Consider the following 19,190-nt stretch of genomic DNA (forward strand, 5'->3'; position numbering starts at 1 on the left):
TCTGGTTTACACAATGCGCATCGAGGGGCGCTGATGCAACCTGATGGATGCTCATCATTCGATGGTGCCCAAGCCATGCTTGGTCAAAAATGATCAGCGAACTGCCCAGTCCATTTTTTGCGCTGACGAGAAAACCAGCCCCGATGAGCTGATCAGCACAACTAGCTGATGAATAACATGGCCATGGTTTATAACATGGACATGTTAAATAAAATGGCCATGTTAAAAGCCACCATATGCGAGCACCTCTTTCCCCCAACAAGCACGTGCATGCAGAGCAGTACGTTGCCAACTTCTTCCGGTCCAACGGTTGGTCTGTGGAGATGCAGCATGAAGACTCGCTCAGCGCCGACTTGCTCATTCGGCACGGAAAGCACCGATTCATCGTCGAAATCAAGGCGCTATCCGAAGGTCGCCCAGACCGCGTGCTGCCGGTTCTCTCTATGGCGATTCTCCAAGCCAAAGCTGCAGCCGAGCAGTCCGGCAATGCCCTCCCCCTCGCAATCATCTTCGTGCCGGAAGCATCTATGTCTTTGGCTAAGCATGTGGAGGTGTTTGCGCAGAAGTTCGCGAAAGATGTGTCTGTCGGACTAATCTCGGGACGCGGCGAACAATATTTCAGTGATGAGGTATTCCAGCAGCTGAACCGATTGCCAGAGGAGCCAAGCCGCCTCTCAGCCCGCCGCCCATCGCAAGCCATCAACCTGTTCTCGGACCTCAACCAGTGGATGCTGAAACTCCTCCTGGCGTGGGAATTGCCAAACGGCTTGCTGAACGCCCCCAAAAGGCAGTTCAAGAACGGCTCCGACCTGGCCGACGCTGCGCAGGTGTCCGCCATGAGCGCTTCCCGATTCCTGCAGCAACTGCGCAGCGAAGGATATCTGAGCGACTCATCGCCTCATCTGAAGCTCTTTCGTCGCGAAGAGCTTTTCCGCCGTTGGGGCGCCGCCGCGATGCGCGCGTGTCCGGAGATGCCATGCGGCTTTCTTCTACGAGCCCCTGCTGCTCAGCAAATTCGAGGCTTGCTAAGCCACCATTCCAAAAACGCTTCCAAAAACGCTTGTCTGGGACTTTTTTCCGCTGCCGATGAGCTGGGCATCGGGCACGTCAGCGGTGTGCCTCCGTATATCTATGTTCCCAAGCTGCCCAAAGTGGGGGCATCGGACTGGCCAGGGTTGATGGCGTATCCATCTGATCGACCAGACTTGATCTTGCGGCAGCCATCTTTTCCGCAATCCACCTTCAGGGGGGCCGTAAATCACAACGGAATCTTGGTCACGGACATCCTCCAAGTATGGTTGGACGTGATGAACCACCCGACAAGGGGATCTGAACAAGCTGGTCTAATCTACAAGAAATATCTCCTGCCACTCGTCGGTAACTGAGTCTGATGAACGATCTAGAAGCTTTCGCGAAACTGGTTCAAGCCCTGGCAGCTTGGCGCCAGCAGCTGATCTTCATCGGCGGTTGGGGTCTCTTTCAACTTCAGGACCGAAGTAAGGGTAGTACGTTCAAGTACCAGAGAAATTCAAAGTCACCCATTTCTTGGCTTCCTCAACGTCCAGGTTGAGACTCGCATACGCTTTCTTGAGCAACTCTGGAGGCAGTGCCCAGTCCCATTTCTCTCGTTCAAGATTTCTCGCGCCGTCAAGCAGTTCGCTCACGGATGGCTGCTCTACGAGCGCAGCGTCGAGGAGTGCGTCAAGGATGTTGTCAATGGTGTGACCGCCTTTCACCACCTCTATGCCAGGGCCAGAAGGTGCTGCAGAGAAGCCTCGCTGATTCATGAAGCAAGCCAACGCCTCGTTGGCGGCATCCCCGAGCCATGTGACGACGAGGAGTTCGTGTCCCTGGTCAACCAGGCACTCTGATGTCAAATTCAGCGCTCGAAAGTTGGACCGCGCCTCCTCCAAGAAGCGCTGAGCGACCTCATCGACAAACACAATCCTTTCAGTTGACTCCAGCAGCTCGCGCATCCTCTGCCTCACCTTCGTGTGCACCCGCCCAGAGCCTCCAGAAAACAAAGGCGGAGCACCGCCGCTGGCGCGTTTGACGACGATGACCTTCTGCGCCTCATCCACCATTTCCACAATCCAGGTCTTGCCTGCAAAGAGGATCCGCTGCCCTATGGACAGCATCTGAGAAACAGGCAGCGTCCCAAGGGTCCGGGTCCCGGCGACCAACCGAAACTCCTCGTCCGACGCAAATGCAGCATAGAAGGTGTAGTGGTTGACGAACTTCTCACCGAGAGGGCCGTGCAGCAGCAACCCAGATGAGTCCTGAACCAAAAGCTCTTTTGTTCCCAGGTGACGTACCAGCGACATGAAGTCTTCTTTGGTCGTTCCCTCGAACGGTGTTCCCGTAGCGCACAGCAGTGCGTACAACTGACCAATCGTGGCGCCACCGTTCTGGGCTATGGCGGATAACATCTGCTGCACCAGCGTGGAGAGATGGGCGCCTTGCGTGACAGGCGGCTCAAACCAGCCTTCAAGTAAAAGAGAAATCATGGCAACGGTCTGCACAAGTCCCAGGCGCAATCTCGTGCCAAAGCCCGAGTGCACATCAATCGCGTCCTCGATGCAGTAGCCTCTCAGAATGGCGGGTTCGCCCTTTCGCCGCCCAGACCTTCCCAGTCGTTGACGCAAACTGGCGACTGAGGGCGGTGGTCCAATCTGCACAACGCTCTTGACAGCTCCGATGTCGATCCCCAGCTCCAGGGTATTGGTACAGATGGCAGTGGCAGGCACTTCCTTCTGCTTGAGGGCGGCCTCGGTCTCTGCCCGGATCTCCTTGGATAGGCTACCGTGGTGCGGCCAAAACTCCTGAGGCACTTTGTTGCGCTCGCAAAGGCCGTTCAGCAGATTGGTGTAGCGCTCGACCTCGCGCCGGGAGTTTGGGAACACAAGGTTGTTGGAACTTCGCAGCGCCTTGTACATGTGCGCCGCGATGAGTCCGGGCGTGGCAGGCTCGGGCGCCTCTTCCTCACCACCCTGCCGCACAACCAAAGGCTCCTCATATCCCTTTACGAGGATCTTGAGTTCATTTCCCCCAGAGGCGGAAACGACCATGCTGACGCCAGTTCCATGTCCTGGCCGAAGAAAATCAGCGGCAAGGCCCATGTCACCCAAGGTGGCCGAGAGGCCCACTCTAGGTACTTTGCGGCGCAGGACATTCTCGATGCGGTGCATTAAGGATTGAAGCTGCTTTCCTCGCTCAGACCCAATAAACGCATGCAGCTCATCGACCACAAAAAATGCGGTCATCTGAAACACAGCGGCAATGGATGTCCCTCGATTGCACAGCAATGCCTCGAGGGACTCTGGAGTGATGAGCAGGACTCCGCGCCGCTGCTTCAAGAACTTGCCCTTGGACGTCGCACCAATGTCGCCATGCCAAGGCCACACGGGGATATCCAGCTGCTCGCAGAGCTTGTCGAGTCGCCCAAACTGATCGTTGATGAGGGCCTTCAACGGGCTGATGTAGACGATGAGCCGAGGCTCCTCGCTTTGCAACAGATGCGTGAGCGCTGGCAGAAACGCTGCCTCTGTTTTGCCTGCTGCGGTCGCCGCTGCCACGATGACATCGCGGTCGGCATGGATGAGCAATGGAATGGACTGCTCCTGGGCGTCCCGCAATGACTCCCAGCCTTCCGCCCAAATGAATCGCTGAATGCGCTCATCAAGAAGGTGAAAAGACGAACTCGCCCCGGACATGCAGCGCTCAGCGTTCAGAGCTTGAAGGAGGCAAACTCGTCACCTTCCTCAACCTCCACAGCCAGGTCTCCTGTTGCGCCTGTATCAGCCGCCACCTCCAGGCCGCCAAGCAGCGTTTGCCATTCAGTGCCTGGGTTTTGCTCCAAGACCGCAAGAAGGTTGATGAAGGAAGTAATGGTGGTGCGAGGCGTGCGGAAGTAGGTTTCGCCGATGCGCTTGGAGCAGTGCTCCATGAAGCTCGCAATGCCTTGGTCTGGCAACAGGTACTTCGCCGTATCTCCTGCCGCATAGACGTGGCGCAGTTTCTGGAGGAGTACGTAGAAGTCCTCGGGACTCAGGCTCGAAAGTCGAACCGTGGGGCCGCTGAAGTCCAATAGTTCACTGCTGGCAAACGTGTTCTGGGCCAGGCGGCTTTGAAGTGCGGGGTAGCTGTAGAGACCGCGCCGAGTGTCCAGAAGGAACTCGGGTGTTCCTCCGAGGGTGAAACCCAGTCCAACTGCCGTACCTTGCAGCGAGTCATTCAGGATACGCAGAATCTGTTCGTAGTTAGAGTTCCGCGCCTGCGCATTGGCAAGCTTGTAGAGATTGACCAGCTCATCAAGGCTGACCAACAGGCCGCTGAAGCCCGCAAGCCGCACGAACCTGGCCATCAACTTGAGCTGGTCATAGACTGCGGCGTCGTCCACATAGGTGCGCACGCCAAGGGCTGCTTTCGCATCGGTCTTGGTCGTGAACTCACCGCGCAACCAGCGCACAGCGTCGGACTTCAGCTGCTCATTGCCTTCTTCGAAGCCGCGGTAATAGGCAGCAATGACGTCTGCAAAGTCATACCCATTGACAAGCTCCGTCAGGTGCTCCAGTTTGTGGCGAATGACATCTTCAGTCGACCTCCCCCCCTCCTTGGCCTCAGCCTTGGCCGTGGCAATGAACTTCTCGACAATGCCTCCCAGAGCCCCGCCTTCCGGTTTGGTACGAGTTGCCAGATTGCGCATCAACTCAGCATAGAGAGATCGGGCTTGCCCACCACTGGCGTGTAGCCGACGGTCTGGGTTCAGATCGGCGCTGGCCACGACCAGCTTCTTCTCCATCGCGATGGAGCGGACCAGATTCAGGAAAAACGTCTTACCCGCGCCATATTCGCCGATGACCAGGCGGAACGACGAACCGCCATCGGCCACGCGGACCATGTCGCTCACCAAGGTCTCAATCTCACGGATGCGCCCTACCTGGATGAGATGCTGTCCCGTCCGAGGGACGACGCCTGCACGCAGGGATTGAACAACTGCGTCACGCTCTTTGGGGCGAATGGGTGCGTTCATGCTTCCAGCTTCTCCAGAATTTCAGGGTTCACATCGATAGGATCGTCGCCCTCAGTGAACGGTATGTCATGAGTGTCAAACGACACTTCATTGATATGCTCCAGGGCACCATCCAACATCAGGTCCAAGTCTGAGGAGACATCCAAGAGTTCTTCGCGAGTCCATTGTGGCCGCGACAACAGCATGCGTGCAAAAGCCGAATGTGCCTCGTCCAGACCGAACAAACCCGTAGCCACTGCTGCCTCGGCGTCCAGAGGGGGTGCCGCCTCGGGAACGGCTGCTATGACGGTCGGCTGCGGAGATTCTTCCTTGAAGATATCGGCCAGCAATGCGGACACGCGCTCGGAATCCTTCTGCAGTGCAGCAATCTTTGCCGTGTCCAGCTGAAAACCCTTGGCCGCAGGCTGCGCAGAGATGCTTGGCTGAGGGCTTGTTCCGGCCGCAACAGCATGCACGTCTGTGAAGACCCTCTTGGTATCAAGTCCCAGCGTTTTGTAGACTTTCTCCAGCATCTTCACTTCCGCCGGCGTCACGGTGCCATCAGCTTGGGCAACGGTTGCCATGAAGGCAGCGATCGTTTCCTTGGACTTCGCGTCAAGCGGATCCAACCTCTTCTTGAGGGAAGCCAGGGAGACGGGCTCCACGGTCAACAGACGCAAATGCGCTAGCAGCCTGGCCGACTCGCTGGCAGTCAAATGCGACCATGCTTGGACCTGATCGCTCAGATGCTCCATCTCATGGTCACTGAACTCCCCATCGGCACTGGCAACGGCAGACGCCAACTGGAGCGTAAGCGTCGCCGCCTGGTAGGCAGCCGTTCGGGCTGAAGCATCACTTGATTCCACGGACGAATACAGCACCACATGGTCTGCGCCTTTTGGTGTCCGTGCTCCACCCAGGATGTCAGGTTCCATGCCAATCTGAACAGTCTCCAGTGTCTTGACCAGCGTCAATGCACGTTCTTTGTTTAAAGCAGTCTTCGCCTGGAACAGATCAAGCAACTCCTGAAGCTTCATAACAACGAAGCCTTCCGAGACCCTGTCCCGCAGAGCCTCTAAGGCATCCCCCGCCGCGTCAGGCCAAACTGTTGGCGGCAGCAACAGCAGACCTTCCAGCGCATTGGGACTGTCTGGGTTGCGGCCAAGATATCGGCTGTAGGGATCCAACTGGTCAGTGACAGCGTCAACGATCTTTTTCAGCTGCTTTTGTGGAGCCGTCAGAACCGTCACGTCCGGCGTGTCACCGAAGGTCAGCTTGATTTCGTTGACGCCCCTGAAACCAGCAGATGCTGGTTGGTACACCAGCTTCAGTTTGGTCTTATTGCGGGGAAGAACAATGCCCGGCTTGAAGGTTTCCGCGTAGCGCTGCTGAAAGAGCTTGTCGAACTGCTCTGCGCACCTGGTGGCGGAAGTTCGCAAATAGCTAGCCGGGTCCAGGCGTGCCCAAGCCAACGCGAGAGGGGGCGGCACTGGCACTCCATCCACTGCGGCGAGGCCAAGTGCAAGGCGAATATAGAGCGGCACCTCGAAGGTCGTCGGGAAAGACGGAACGGGTTCGTTGTAGAGCGTCTTGGAGTAATGGGATACCTCCAGCCAACTCAAAAGCTCGCCGGCATAGCGCTTGAAAGAGAAGGATTTTTCGCCGTAGATCTCAAGGAGTCTGCGGACCTCCTGCGCAATCAGGGGCCAATCTCTCTGCGCCTGCGCGTCCTTCAATCCCTCTGCAATGGCCCTGCGCTCCAGGCCATAGAAGAAGAGAAAGACGTATCCAATATCGGCTTCGGGGTCGCGCCTCCCATCTGCCAGCCAGCTCAGGTAGGCCCTGCGAGCGCGAGGCGTGATTTCAGAGTAGGACGGCCAATAGCCAAACTCACGTTCGCTGATGTTGGCGTGCACAGCGATGGACAGCGCGGGATTGATAAGACACGGGTCAGTTGAGCCCGAGAGGGCTTTCAGGTCTCTACCCACATAGATCATCCCCCCGCTGATGTGGCTACCTCCAATGACGACGTTTTCTCCCGGAGGTATCCAGCGCCCGGGCCCTGTGTAGGCCTGAGGTTGAGTTTGCGCAGGAGGTATCGCGTAGTGCTCTGGCTTTGAGGGCTCCTTTTCGAGGACAGAAACCGGAGTATCGTCATCCACGAATCGCCGGGGGGCAGTAGGAGGTGCTGGGTGCGGTGGCACGACAGCTGTCGACAAAGGTGCCTTCTGGGCCAATGACACAGGGTGGTCATCTGGGACGAACCTAGAGGTTGCAACAACTGAGGCGGGCGGTGAACTGGGCTCTGACACTTGAAGCGTCTCAGCTCGCGACGTTGCTCGGGCCGAGGTCTCCAATGTCTTCGTTGCGGTGGCCGTCTTGGCTCGAGAAGGCGTGTCAGCAATCGGCTGTTTCGACGCGCTGGAAAAAAACACTCGATAGGCCCAAATACCGCCGACGATGAAAAGGATGTAGCCCCATGTGCTTCGGGGGAAAACGATACAAAGAACCAATGCGGCTATGGCCGCTATAACACCGCTGCTTGTCTTTGTCTTTTCCGCCATCCCGTTCCCTCGCACTTGAAAGGCGCATCTGCGCTGACCCAAAAGAGTGCGTTACGGTAACAGATTGTCATCTGCAGGGCGAAAAATTTCGGGCATGTGCAGGCTGTCCAACTACCAAGTGCACAGACCATGGGGGCAAAGGGCAATCTGACGTTCGTCCCCGAGTTTCTGCTCAAGGCTTTCAAGCAACCCTAGGGAAACCGCAGCCAGGTTTCATCCCCCTCAAAAAGCCTCACTCCTGCAACTGGGCCAACGCCTCCCGCTTCCCCATCTTCAATACCACCTGGATGCGCTCAAGCTGTGCTGCCCGCGGCATCGCCTTCCCGCCCTCCCATCGAGCCACGGAGAGCGCCGAGGCTTCCAGCAGCGCCGCCATGGCCTGCTGCGAAAGACCCAGCTTTTCTCGCTTGGCCGCCAGCGCCTGGGCCTTGAATAGGAAACGTCGCCCGTGACGTGCCGGAGCTTCAGCATCCTGGGCCAGCGCATCGCCCGGAGCGGCCTGACGGGCAGCAGCCTTGTGCAACCCCTTCACCTGCGACACCAGGTCCTTCACATCCCGCTTGAGCGCAGTGATCTCGGAGCGCTGCGCCGTGACGGTCTTACGCAGGCTGCCCAGTTCGCCCTTGATCTCCTTGCGCGCCATGCGCAGGACTTCGGCCCGGAATGCGTCGGAGAAAGCGGTCATCGTTTCACCCAATCTGTAGAAGGTGTGGAGCTTAGCGGCCCCAACAAAAAGCCGCCCGGGGCTATTGCACACGGGCGGCTTGCGGATCGGCCTGCCTGCCTACTTGCCAGCCTTCTCGGCCTTGCGCTTGGCGGCTTTGGGGTCCACCACGGCCTTGAACTTCGCACCGGCCACAAATTTGGGTACGGTGGATGCTGGGATCTTGATGGCAGCGCCCGTGGAGGGGTTCTTGCCAGTGCGCGCAGCGCGCTTGGCAGCCTTGAACGTGCCGAAGCCGACCAGTTGCACGGCATCGCCCTTCTTCACAGCGGTCTGGATGGTCTCGATCAGCGTGTCAAGCACGGCGTTGGCGGCCGTCTTGGAGAGGTCGTTCTTTGCGGCGAGGGTTGCCACGAGGTCGGCGCGGTTCATGGTGTGGATGCTTGTGAGAAGTGGTGAATCCCGGTTTATAGCCGATGCGCTCCGTAGCCCCAGCCCCTTGGACCACAATGGCGCTGCCTGGCAGCCCCTTGATTTCCCATCTCCCGGCAGTACCTGAACGTTCCCTTCGCGCAGAAAGACGCCGCCAAGTCGCTGTCCCCGCGAGTGTTCATACTCATCTTGAGAGGGATCAACCTAAATTGGCCGTTACAGGTGGACACGTAGTAGACAATGAGTAATCCAGACTCCTAGAGCCTTCGTACATGCCGTATCCTGCTCCGCCGGATCCTTTTCTCACCATTGCTGTGAGTGACCTAACACTGGATCCGACTCTTTCTGCCCTTTGCGCCGGGTATGCGGGCACAAAGTGGCGTGGAGAGGCTCTTGCGGAACACGCTATGGAGTGGCTGCCGGAGTTTTGCCTCGCCGCTGATGAACTCGACCAGCTTAAGCCTGGAAACGCTCTTCGTCTGATCCGGAAAGCTGCTGGACTTGTCTACCAGACCGACAAGTACAAGCATCGCGGCGAGTTCGGTGAGCTTTTTCTACACATCGCGTTGCGCCAAATCTACCAATCGGTACCGGCGATTAGCAAGATGTACTGGAAAGATTCCGTGAACGGCACAGTGAAAGGCTACGACGCCGTCCACGTGGTCGAGGTTGGGGGGAAGCTCGAGCTCTGGATTGGTGAGGTGAAGTTCTACGACAACGCAACGAGCGCGGTTAGAGATGTTGCCAAGGAGATTTTGGACCACACGCGCATCAACTATATGGAGAACGAGGTCGCGCTGATCGCAAACAAGCTCGACAAGTCGTCGCCTCACTACCCGAAGCTTTCAAAACTGCTGCATAAGAACACCTCGATTGACGAGGTGTTTGACGCCGCGTGCGTCCCGGTACTAATCACCTACGACAGCGCGGCCCTAAAGAGCCATACCAAGACAACGGCGCAGTATGTTCAAGCGCTGAAGGCGGAGGCAAGTTCGATTCAAGCGAAGCTGAGTGCAAAGCTCAAGCCGATGAATTTGCCGGTCCGCGTCCATTTGTTCGTCATTCCATTGAACTCCAAGGCAAGCTTGGTCAAGCAGCTTGATGACGAGTTGAAAAGGCTCCAGTGATGCTCAGCGAGAACGAGGTCACCCGTATTCTTCGTGCTGGCGAAGCGAAGCCAGACAACGCATTCGAGATCCTTCAGTCACTGTGCTGGCAGGCGAGCCGCGTCCAGGAATCTGCACAGCCGCACGTGCAGGAGCTTGTTCTCCGTGCGCTTGACCAGCGCGAAGCCTTTCGGAACTGCGGTGACATGCTCAATGGCCTGGTGCGGCACCTGGGTCTTTACCCGTACCTGGACGCCAAAGAGCTGGGGCTCAAGGACGCCATCGCGCGCGAGCTTCATCGACCCTCAGTCATGGCGGGCGAGCTCCAAGACGGGCAGGAAGAGAATCTGGAGAGCGAGAAGGGGTTGGTGTTCCACCGGGTTCAAGCGGAAGTGTTTCACCTGCTGCTGAACGGTGAGAGCGTCATCCTGAGCGCGCCCACCAGCTTCGGTAAGAGCTCCCTCATCGACGCGCTCATCGACACCGGCAAGTTCTCCAACATCGTCATCGTAGTGCCGACGATCGCTCTCATCGACGAGACACGCCGACGTTTGGTCGCATACAAGCAGACGCACAAAGTCATCACCCATGCAAGCCAAGCGCTAGCCCGGCAAAACGTCTTCGTGCTGACGCAGGAGCGGGCAGTCGACTTTCCCGACCTGCCGGACATTGACCTATTCGTCCTGGATGAGTTTTACAAGCTGGACCCTCGAGGGGACGCGCAGCGGGCGATGACGCTCAACCACGCGTTTTACAAGCTGACTAAGAAGGCCAAGCAGTTCTACCTGCTCGGTCCGAACATCGACGGCCTGCCACCGGGTTTCCCCCAGCGCTTCCGAAGCCAATTCATCCGTACCGACTTCGCCACCGTCGTGACAGAGCTGATCCCTGTCACCTCACAGCCTGGGCAGGAGATGGAGCGGCTGCTGTCGCTGTGTAGGGAGTTGAAGGGCCCCACGCTGGTCTATTGCTCGTCACCGGGACGTGTGCGCAAGGTCACCGAGCTGCTGGCGAAAGAGCTCCCCAACCGGAAGATTGGGATGGCGGACGCAGCCAAGTGGACTGCTCAGCACTACCACCCTGACTGGACCCTCGTCAAAGGCTTCAAGAGCGGCGTCGGTATGCATCACGGGCGTATGCCGCGAGCGCTGGCACAGCTCAGCGTCAAAGGGTTCAACGAAGGCGAGCTGGACTTCCTTGTCTGCACCTCCACGCTGATCGAAGGCGTCAACACGAAGGCCAAGAACGTCGTCATCTTTGACCACAAGATTGGCGCCCCCGCCCGAACCCTGGACTACTTCACGTTCAACAACATCCGCGGCAGGTCGGGCCGGATGTTCAAGCACTTCATTGGCAAGGTTTTCGTCTTCGAAGACCCGCCGCAGCCCAACCTGCCTTTCGTCGAAATACCTGTCTTCTCTCAGGAGGAGAACCTGGCGACGGACGGCCTGTTGATCCAGATTGAAGAGCCGGACCTGGCAGAGGCTGCAAGCAAGCGCCTGGAGCCGCTGAGGCAGCAGCAGATTCTGAGCTGGGACGTTCTGCGTCAGAACTCGGGCATCGAGCCGGCGGATCAGCTCTCGCTCGCAAGGCACATCCTGGATACACCCCGGACGCTGAATGAGCTGGGATGGTCGGGGTTCCCGGACTGGGAGCAGCTGGTGCTGCTGTGCGAGGTCATCTGGAAGCATCTTGTCCACGAAAGCGGCCGCGTGAATGGCGTCAGCTCAGGACGGCAGCTGGCATTCCGGCTGTGGCAGCTCCGGAACACCCCGTTGAAGGAGCTGATAGCCAATGAGATGAACGGCAAGGAGCAAAAGGAGCCCGACGACGCGGTCGAGGATGTGCTGGAGTTCATCCGTCAGTGGCCAACCTACCGCTTCCCCAAACTGGCCATGGCGGTCAGCCGGATTCACCACGAAGTAGCTCGGCGCAAGGGCCGGACCAAGCTCGCCAACTACGCAGCTTACGTCGGTCAGCTAGAGAGCCTGTTCTCAGACCCAGCCTTGAGCGCCCTTGATGAGTACGGCTTGCCCTTCCCGCTAGCGAAGAAGCTTGAGTCAAGGCTGGCGGCCGGTGGTTCCCTGGATGCATCACTGCGCAAGCTGGCTGCACTGCGCCTAGAAACCGTGCCCCAGCTGAGTCAATTCGAGCGGCAGCTCGTGGAAGACGTCAAGAAATCGATTTAGAGCGAAGGTCGCGCCCGGCAGCCAGGCTGCATCAGCGCGGCATATCGCAAGGACAAAGAGCTGCTCGCAGGTCAGCGATACGAGGAGGTATCACCCATGTCAACTACGTTCGGGTTGCCCAAGCGGATAACCAAGACCACCCTGTCGCAGTACCTGCGCACCAAGTGCGACAGGCAGCTCTTCCTGTCCCTGCACATTCCCAAGGTGCTCGAGGATGCGGGGCTTCCCGAGCCGATGCCAGCTCGTCCAAGCGTGGGCGTGCTGCAGACCGAGGGTCGGAACTTCGAGGAGCTGCGAAACGACAAGCTGATCGCAGCTTTCGGCTCCGCCGTATTGTTCTCGAAGGGCAAGAACGGCCAACCGAAACAGGAGCCTTTGGGCGACCTGCTTTCCTCGGCGTCCGCCAATCCGACTTTCCTGCTGCAGGGGAAGATTGAGCCCAAGCACTTCCAGACAAGAGTACTCACGAACCTAGGAGTTCCTGCGCATCAGCAGGGCTTGATTCCGCCGATGGACGGCCTGATTCCGGACATCGTCATCGTTCGGCAGCCCCGGCCTGGAGAAGAGGCAGTCACGCCCAAAGGTGGGCGCCGCCCCCTTGGTGCTGACGACAACAACCGCCGAGCGCTCGTCGTCATCGACGTCAAGCACACCTCTGAGGCGAACCCCAGCTACTCGGCGGAGGTCGCGCTTTACGCCGTGATGATCGCGAACTGGCTGGAGGAGACGGGCAACGACAAGCACTTCTTCGTCGCAACCGGGTGCGCGCTTTGGACACGGTTCAAAGAAGGCGAGTCAGTCTTCGACGTGGAGTGTTCCAAGACTCCTGTCCCGCCGGCGGCCAAGCTTCTTGAGGCGCTGATGGCCGACTGCGAAGACGCGAACTTGAGGTTCTACCTCCCCACGGTCTTGCGCTTCTTCCGCGAAGATCTGCCGCGGGTCGTGTCCACCGGTGACGCCAAGGCAGATGGCTGGAGGAACCTGGAGTGGCATGTCGACTCCCGCTGTTCATCGTGCGACTTCCTTGGGTATGCCCGCTGGGTGCCATCCGACTTCAAGCTCAAGCTCGCAGCGAAGCCAGACCACTACTGCCATCCGGGCGCTGAGCTCACGCAGCACTTGAGTCGCATTGCAGGCATGACCCGCGGTGGCCGCAAGATGCTCTACACCGCGTCCATCAGTACGACACAGGCGATTGCGGCGACCACTGGTCTGGAGCCCGTGTACGCCATGCACACGTTCTTGAAGCGGGAGGGCGCGAAGCTTCCCGCCCGAGCGAACGCGCTGGCAAACAACACCCTAGATGTCGATACTGCCGCGCTGCTCGCGACGCTAGCGCCCTTCCCGAACCTGACGCTCTCGGTGGCGGTCAACTTCGACCCAAGCTCCGGCCTGCTGACGGGGCTCGCCCTTGGTGGCGGAGCGACAGCATACGTTACAGGCCAGTCACCGCTGTTCTGGAAGCACCAGGGCTTCGCGGTCGACCAGAAGTCTCTTGCTGCCGAATGGACGGAGCTGAAGTCCTTCCTATCGACCCTGTCCGACTACATCGAACAGGCCGACAACTACGTCACTTCTCTCGGCAAGTCTCCACTCAAGGGGCAGATCGCATTCTGGGAAGCGCGACAGTACAAGGAGCTCTGCAACGCGGTGGGGCGGCATCTACCAAAAGTTCTTGCACTGGCGGACCAGAAGCAGCGCGCGCTGGCATGGATGTTCCCTCCGGACGAGCTGATGGAGAAAGAGGCCGGAGCTTTGCCGCCGTGCATCGTCTTTATCGACGAGATCGTGCGCCGTGTCATCTTTGCACCCGTGCCCCACGTCATCACCCTCTTTGACACTGCAGAGCACTACCGCGCGTCGACATTCAATCCTGTCGAGAAGGACGCGTTCTACCGGGAGTTCCTGACCAACGGCATTCCCAGGGAGCGCATCTACGAGATCTGGAGCAACGAGCCGGAGATTCATCGCGGTAAGCAGATGAAGACGCGCAACACGATCATTGCCGAGTACGTGGGCGCACTTGCTAGGCAGTCCGCATCTATCGCGACCATTACCGACAAGCTGCGCGCCGACTTCAAAGGAAGCATCAAGGCCGGCAACCCGAAGATTGACCTGTCCAATCCGAGGGGCGCCGTGGGCGTCGCCTTCGACGCAAAGATGTGGATTTGGTGGGACAAGCTCAGTCTGGCGACAGAGCGTGCAGAGGCGCACCAGCGGCTCGCGCTCGACGCTCAAGCCCTTGAGGCCAACTACGAAGCCCTGCGTCTTCGCAACGGGGTTCGCGTCCCCAACACCGACATATGGGATTTTGACGTCCGCCCGACCTCCACGGAGTCGAAGTTTGAGGATGGGAAGGGCTATCTCGCGATCGGCTTGGAGTCTGCGCCTGGCTTCCCACTGAGCGCTGCGAAGGATTTCCTTCCGACTCCGCTCCCCTACTACAAAGGTGATATAGCAGACCTTTCGTTCCCGCTATACAGCAAGTTGGAGGCAAAGCTCATCTCGCTGGACCGGGTTAACAAGCGCGCGAAGGTTCTGGTTGAGGCGCCCAAGGCAGAGCACCTTCTCGATTACCTTAACAAGCACAAGGTTCTCGACCTTTCCGGCGACATCTTTCTAACGGACAGCAAGTCGAGCTTCGATTGGTCCAAGTACAGCTCGAAGATCTTCAGGGAGGTGGGAAAGCCTGCGATTGCGAAGCCCGATCCAAGCGGCATTCAAGCGCTGGGTGCAACCTCAACCGGTGCAGCTGGGAAGGACGTCGTAACGCCACTTGCCCGAGTGCTTTGGGACGCACCAGGGCTACAAGCAGAAGTGCTGATGCAACCGGCTCAGGCGGCTGCACTGGCGCAATCTGCGGCAAGTACGCACAAGCTCAATCCGAGCCAGGAAGCTGCGGTTGCTCACGCTTTGGAACGTGCGCTGACCGTCGTGTGGGGCCCGCCCGGAACCGGCAAGACCAAAACCTTGGCTGCCTACGTTCACACGCTTGCGAGCCATGCCGCGATGTCAGGCAAGAGCATCAACATCCTGCTGAGCGCTTTTACCTACAAGGCGGTTGAGGAGCTCGTCGGTCGAGTCATTAAGCTTCTCAACACCGACACCTCTTTTAAGAGCTCGGTCTTTATGTGCTACGGAAAGGGGCGCCAGCATATGGCTCTCGATCCAACTGGCGCACATCTTCGGACCAGAACGCTTGAACTCAGGTCAGAAGACCATGTCTATCAGGACAAATGCTTGCCGAGTCTGAACTTTCCAGGCGCAATCACCATCGTCGCCACAAGCGCAATGCAAGCCTTCAAGTTCGGCAAAGAAATGCAAGGAAGGATGGTCGCCCCGGTGTTTGACGTGGTCATCATCGACGAGAGCTCGCAAGTGGAGGTCACCCGCGCGATATCACCCTTGGCAGCTCTTAAGTGGGGCGGGCGTGCTGTCATTGCAGGCGACCATCTACAGATGCCGCCGATCGCATCGCTGGAGCCGCCTGTTGGCGCTGAGTATCTGGTTGGAAGCATTCAGGCCTACTTGCGCGGCCGCGACTTCGGTACTCCGGTGATCACCTGTGACCTCACCGAGAACTACCGCTCTCACGAGGATATCGTCGCGTACGCACGCGGCATCGGCTATCCCACACAGTTGTCGGCACACTTCAAGCAGACCGCAGTCCATCCCCTTTCAGTGGTCCCGGGTCCATCGGTCGGTTTCCCGGCGATGCTGCCTTACTGGCCAGAACTGCAGAAGATGGTGGGCACAGAGCCGGCGGTGATGACCCTGCTCCACGACGACGACCTTTCTTCGCAAGGCAACGAGGTTGAAGCATTGCTTGTCGCATCTCTGGTCTGGAGCCTTCGTGAGACTCTCAGCGCTGAGCTGGACGGACAGAAGCCGAGCGTCACGCACGAACCACCGACGGCTAAACAGTTCTGGAACAACTCAGTCGGCATCGTCACGCCGCACCGCGCGCAGCGCGCCTTGGTCGTCAGGGAGTTGACGAAGCTGTGGCCTGGCGAGGCGGCCCTGATTGACGAGGCCGTCGACACTGTCGAGAAGTTCCAGGGCGGTGAGCGCCACGTCATCGTCGTGTCATTCGGGGTTGCTGACGCCGACGTCATTGCAGGCGAAGAAGCATTCCTGATGCAGCTGCAACGAACGAACGTCGCGATCTCCCGAGCGATGGCCAAGTGCATCGTCATCATGCCGACCACCCTGGCTGGCCACGTGCCGCAGGACAAGAAGGCGCTTCTGACTGCACACGCCATCAAGGACTACGTGGACGACTTCTGCAACCAGGAGCAGCTCATCAACATCCAGCTGCCGAACGGCACTATGCGCGGGGGGAAGCTGCGCTTTAAAGCTTGAGCGCAAGCCCGACCATGAACGATGTCACCGAAACAAGCACAAGCCAACTCGTTAGGACGCTGAACACCATCAGCAGCCGATACATTGCCGACACAAGACAGCTCGACAAGACGGGTCTTCGTGAACAGAGATGGCGCCGCCGAGGCGAGGTTCCCCCCTCCAGCGTCCTAGCCTTAGAAAGCACCTTCCAAGATTGGTTGCGCGGTTCTATTTCTTCGCGAGCCGCTGCTTACGTGGTCAAGTCCTCCGCTGGGCAGCTAGGCCGACGCTATACGCTGATCCCGTATGCAATGCTCTTGCGCCAGGACGCTACGTCGTCACCGACACATGGTATCTACATCGCACTGTTGTTCGACGAGCACTGTCGACGCCTGTGGGTCACGTTGAACCAGGGCGTTTCTCAGTTTCGGGACCGTTTCGGGCCAAGCCGGTCGCTCGAAGCGCTGCGCCAGGGATCCGCCCTGCTTGCGGAACTTATGTCGGCGCCCGACGGCTTTGCTCAAGGCCCAATAGACCTTGCTGCCAGGTACCCCTATGGCCAGGCCTATGAGGTGGGCGCAATCTATGGCCGTTGCTTCGAGCTCGAGCGATTCGATGAATCGCAGGCCAGGACTTTTGCAGAAGCGTTGGACAACCTGCTGGCTCTTTACGAGACCATGCCCTTAGAGCTTGCACGAGATCCGTCGTTTGCCGGCGCCGTGGGCGCTGCCGCCGACGAAGAGCGCATCTTTCAGGAGACGGCAAATCGGAAGTCGTCGACAGTACCGTCCGTCGAAGTACAAGATGTGATCAAGCTACCACCAAAGCGCTCGATGCTAGGCACTCGCGTTGTGTATCAGCGCGATCCGGCAGTCGCCGCGACCGCGTTGCACTTTGCTGGACATTGCTGCGAGGCCGGCTGCGGGACCAGCCCGTTTATCGCCAGCGCTACAGGTCTTCCGTATGTAGAAGCGCATCACCTCATTCCGTTGAGCCAGCAAGGAAGCTTTCCGAATGCCAGCCTCGATGTGCCCGCAAACGTTGTAGCGCTCTGCGCTGGCTGTCACGCAAAAATCCATCTTGCAGTCAAAACCGCCAGAGAACCGTTGTTAGACGCCTTGCACGCCAAACGCTCAGAACGTCTGCGACGCAGCGGGATTGAGTGCAGCCTTCCCCTGCTCAAACGGATGTACCGACGGCATTGACGTCCTCGCGCGCAGAGAGTGCCGCCTAGCGACTACGCATCGCGGCCCCCGACAACTACTAGAAGGTCTCGACGCCGCTGCCGTAAGCCTGCCCAGTCCACCTCGCCTACTTCGGCGCCCATATCAAGTCGTCTTCACAGACTGTCGGTTGCCGCTCCATCTACCACGATGGCCAAAGCCTTTTTCTCCGCAACCATCACTTCCGAAGCTCCTTGATGAATAGGAGCAATGATGCCGTTGGATTGCACATCTCCGTGCGGCTCAATCAATGTCTGACAACGTGGAAATCGTACTCGTCGCAGGCACCCGAGCCCGCACGCATCTGCTGAGCTTGTCGCTTGCCGGAGTGCGCAGAGGATGCGTTGCGGGCTGACTTGACCTTGAAGGCAACGCCTGATGCCTCAAGCGACTTGTACATCAGCACTTTCGCATCGACCTTCGCCGAAGGAATCACACCAAAGCGGATGTACATATGCAGCTCATCAGCGTCCGTATCGGCCATGTTGGCCCACACCTTGCCCAAGGAGCTGGCAAAAACGTCCTGGCCTGTGTGTTCCAGCTGCACGCCAGCGCTGTAGTCCACGGTCGCAGGTCCACCCAAGAACCAATTACGCAACCACTGGTCTTGCACGTAAGTGCGCATTCCATAGTAGGGGGGAGATGTCACCACCACCGAATGGTTTCGACCCGATGGAAGGCTCGCTGCAACCGTCGAGTCGCCGCGCACGACATTAGTGTGTGCGGCCTTGGGCAACGCTTTGGATGCGGCGATGAGCTTTAGCTTGCGCTCAAGGACGCCGACAACGTCAACCTCAGGGGCGACCATATTCCGTTTGGCCCAGAAGTCCACCGCATAGTCGGGCTTGGGCGCAAAGGTGCGCGGCATCTGATTCGAGAAATACGAGGATGCGCCGCTAACCAATAGCGGACCGTGCAGGCACCCCAAGACGGCGGCCTTCAGCATTACCGTCTCATCGGTGTCCTCGATCTCGAGAAGCCCCTCTCGTAACGCGCAGATTTGCTGCAGCGTCTTGCGGTGATACGCCGCCTTGAAGAACTTGCTTTGCGGAACATGCTCGGGCTTGATCGCAAGAATCAGTAACTGGGCCAGACACAGCGCGTCCTCGGCCGTGGAGTTGGAAAGCTTTGCCTTCGCGATTGCCACAGCGACCGGCGACGTGTCGATGCCCCAGCTTTCAAGTCCAAGAGTGCGTGCGGCGAACAGCGTCGTACCCCGACCACAAAATGGATCCACAACTACCGGCTTTGCCGCCCGATGCTTCCGAAGAACCTTCAGCGGGTATTCCAAAGGGAACATCGTGAAGTACGGGCAGATGGCGTTTAGCGCAAAGGAGGGGTTGTAGGCAAGAGGGCGCATTGGGGAAAATTCGCAGTGCTCCAAGTGTAGTCGCCGATGGCTATCTGCGACAGGAGATCCCCTTGCCGCTCATTTAACCGTCACAGTCCCTTGGATTCGCAGGCCAGTACCGTGTAGCCGAAAAGCGGATGCTGGTGAATTCCGCTCTCAGCCTTGAGCTAGCACCCGGAAACCTCAAAAGCGAGAACCCCGCGCCCAAGTCGAAGCGCACACCTTGGCGGCCATGCGGCAAGGGCGCCTCTCAAACGGCCAAGGCAATTCCTCGGCGCCCAATACAGCTCCAGGCAAAACTCGACATAA

Annotated in this window: 11 protein-coding genes; 5 read left to right on the forward strand and 6 right to left on the reverse strand. The window is 58.6% G+C overall.

The window, feature by feature from the left end:
• The first annotated feature begins 236 nt into the window (after positions 1-236).
• Complete coding sequence (locus tag YS110_04950; GenBank protein UJB64152.1) at positions 237-1,385, forward strand: hypothetical protein; 1,149 nt, start codon at positions 237-239, stop codon at positions 1,383-1,385.
• A 126-nt stretch (positions 1,386-1,511) separates the two neighbouring features.
• Here the strand turns inward: YS110_04950 and YS110_04955 are convergent, their stop codons facing one another.
• From YS110_04955 to YS110_04975, 5 genes are all read right to left on the reverse strand, one after another.
• The gene (locus YS110_04955; protein UJB64153.1) at positions 1,512-3,713 is read right to left on the reverse strand and encodes a DEAD/DEAH box helicase; all 2,202 of its coding nucleotides are present in this window, start codon (positions 3,711-3,713) and stop codon (positions 1,512-1,514) included.
• Positions 3,714-3,727: 14 nt separating this feature from the next.
• Positions 3,728-5,032, reverse strand: a complete 1,305-nt coding sequence (locus tag YS110_04960) for an ATP-binding protein (GenBank protein UJB64154.1) — start codon at positions 5,030-5,032, stop codon at positions 3,728-3,730.
• A complete protein-coding gene (locus YS110_04965; GenBank protein ID UJB64155.1) occupies positions 5,029-7,575 on the reverse strand; it encodes a TerB N-terminal domain-containing protein in 2,547 nt (848 codons plus the stop codon). The genes YS110_04960 and YS110_04965 overlap by 4 nt, the downstream gene beginning before the upstream one ends.
• 232 nt (positions 7,576-7,807) lie before the next feature.
• Positions 7,808-8,260 carry a helix-turn-helix transcriptional regulator gene (locus YS110_04970; protein ID UJB64156.1) on the reverse strand — a complete coding sequence of 151 codons (453 nt, stop codon included), beginning with the start codon at positions 8,258-8,260 and terminating at the stop codon, positions 7,808-7,810.
• A gap of 99 nt (positions 8,261-8,359) precedes the next feature.
• Positions 8,360-8,671, reverse strand: a complete 312-nt coding sequence (locus tag YS110_04975) for an HU family DNA-binding protein (protein ID UJB64157.1) — start codon at positions 8,669-8,671, stop codon at positions 8,360-8,362.
• Positions 8,672-8,943: 272 nt separating this feature from the next.
• Between YS110_04975 and YS110_04980 the strand changes: the two genes are divergently transcribed.
• From YS110_04980 to YS110_04995, 4 genes are all read left to right on the forward strand, one after another.
• Positions 8,944-9,798: a DUF1837 domain-containing protein gene (locus tag YS110_04980; GenBank protein UJB64158.1), complete on the forward strand. Its 855-nt coding sequence runs from the start codon at positions 8,944-8,946 to the stop codon at positions 9,796-9,798.
• Positions 9,798-11,966 (forward strand): DEAD/DEAH box helicase, encoded by a 2,169-nt coding sequence (locus YS110_04985; protein ID UJB64159.1) that lies wholly within the window; start codon positions 9,798-9,800, stop codon positions 11,964-11,966. Before YS110_04980 ends, YS110_04985 begins: the two co-directional genes overlap by 1 nt.
• A 96-nt stretch (positions 11,967-12,062) precedes the next feature.
• Complete coding sequence (locus tag YS110_04990; GenBank protein UJB64160.1) at positions 12,063-16,328, forward strand: AAA family ATPase; 4,266 nt, start codon at positions 12,063-12,065, stop codon at positions 16,326-16,328.
• A 14-nt stretch (positions 16,329-16,342) separates the two neighbouring features.
• Positions 16,343-17,512, forward strand: a complete 1,170-nt coding sequence (locus YS110_04995) for a DUF3578 domain-containing protein (GenBank protein ID UJB64161.1) — start codon at positions 16,343-16,345, stop codon at positions 17,510-17,512.
• Positions 17,513-17,777: 265 nt separating this feature from the next.
• On the opposite strand, the gene YS110_05000 is transcribed toward YS110_04995, so the two are convergent.
• On the reverse strand, positions 17,778-18,890 hold the full coding sequence (locus tag YS110_05000; protein ID UJB64162.1) for a site-specific DNA-methyltransferase: 1,113 nt from the start codon (positions 18,888-18,890) through the stop codon (positions 17,778-17,780).
• Positions 18,891-19,190 lie beyond the last annotated feature (300 nt).

Source organism: Acidovorax sp. YS12, assembly GCA_021496925.1.
Lineage (GTDB): Bacteria > Pseudomonadota > Gammaproteobacteria > Burkholderiales > Burkholderiaceae_C > Paenacidovorax.

Coding starts and splice junctions, on each gene's coding strand:
- YS110_04960 (UJB64154.1), bottom strand. CDS start 5,032: ATGAACGCACCCATTCGCCCCAAAGAGCGTGACGCAGTTGTTCAATCC.
- YS110_04985 (UJB64159.1), top strand. CDS start 9,798: ATGCTCAGCGAGAACGAGGTCACCCGTATTCTTCGTGCTGGCGAAGCG.
- YS110_04950 (UJB64152.1), top strand. CDS start 237: ATGCGAGCACCTCTTTCCCCCAACAAGCACGTGCATGCAGAGCAGTAC.
- YS110_04970 (UJB64156.1), bottom strand. CDS start 8,260: ATGACCGCTTTCTCCGACGCATTCCGGGCCGAAGTCCTGCGCATGGCG.
- YS110_04995 (UJB64161.1), top strand. CDS start 16,343: ATGAACGATGTCACCGAAACAAGCACAAGCCAACTCGTTAGGACGCTG.
- YS110_04965 (UJB64155.1), bottom strand. CDS start 7,575: ATGGCGGAAAAGACAAAGACAAGCAGCGGTGTTATAGCGGCCATAGCC.
- YS110_04975 (UJB64157.1), bottom strand. CDS start 8,671: ATGAACCGCGCCGACCTCGTGGCAACCCTCGCCGCAAAGAACGACCTC.
- YS110_05000 (UJB64162.1), bottom strand. CDS start 18,890: ATGCGCCCTCTTGCCTACAACCCCTCCTTTGCGCTAAACGCCATCTGC.
- YS110_04955 (UJB64153.1), bottom strand. CDS start 3,713: ATGTCCGGGGCGAGTTCGTCTTTTCACCTTCTTGATGAGCGCATTCAG.
- YS110_04980 (UJB64158.1), top strand. CDS start 8,944: ATGCCGTATCCTGCTCCGCCGGATCCTTTTCTCACCATTGCTGTGAGT.
- YS110_04990 (UJB64160.1), top strand. CDS start 12,063: ATGTCAACTACGTTCGGGTTGCCCAAGCGGATAACCAAGACCACCCTG.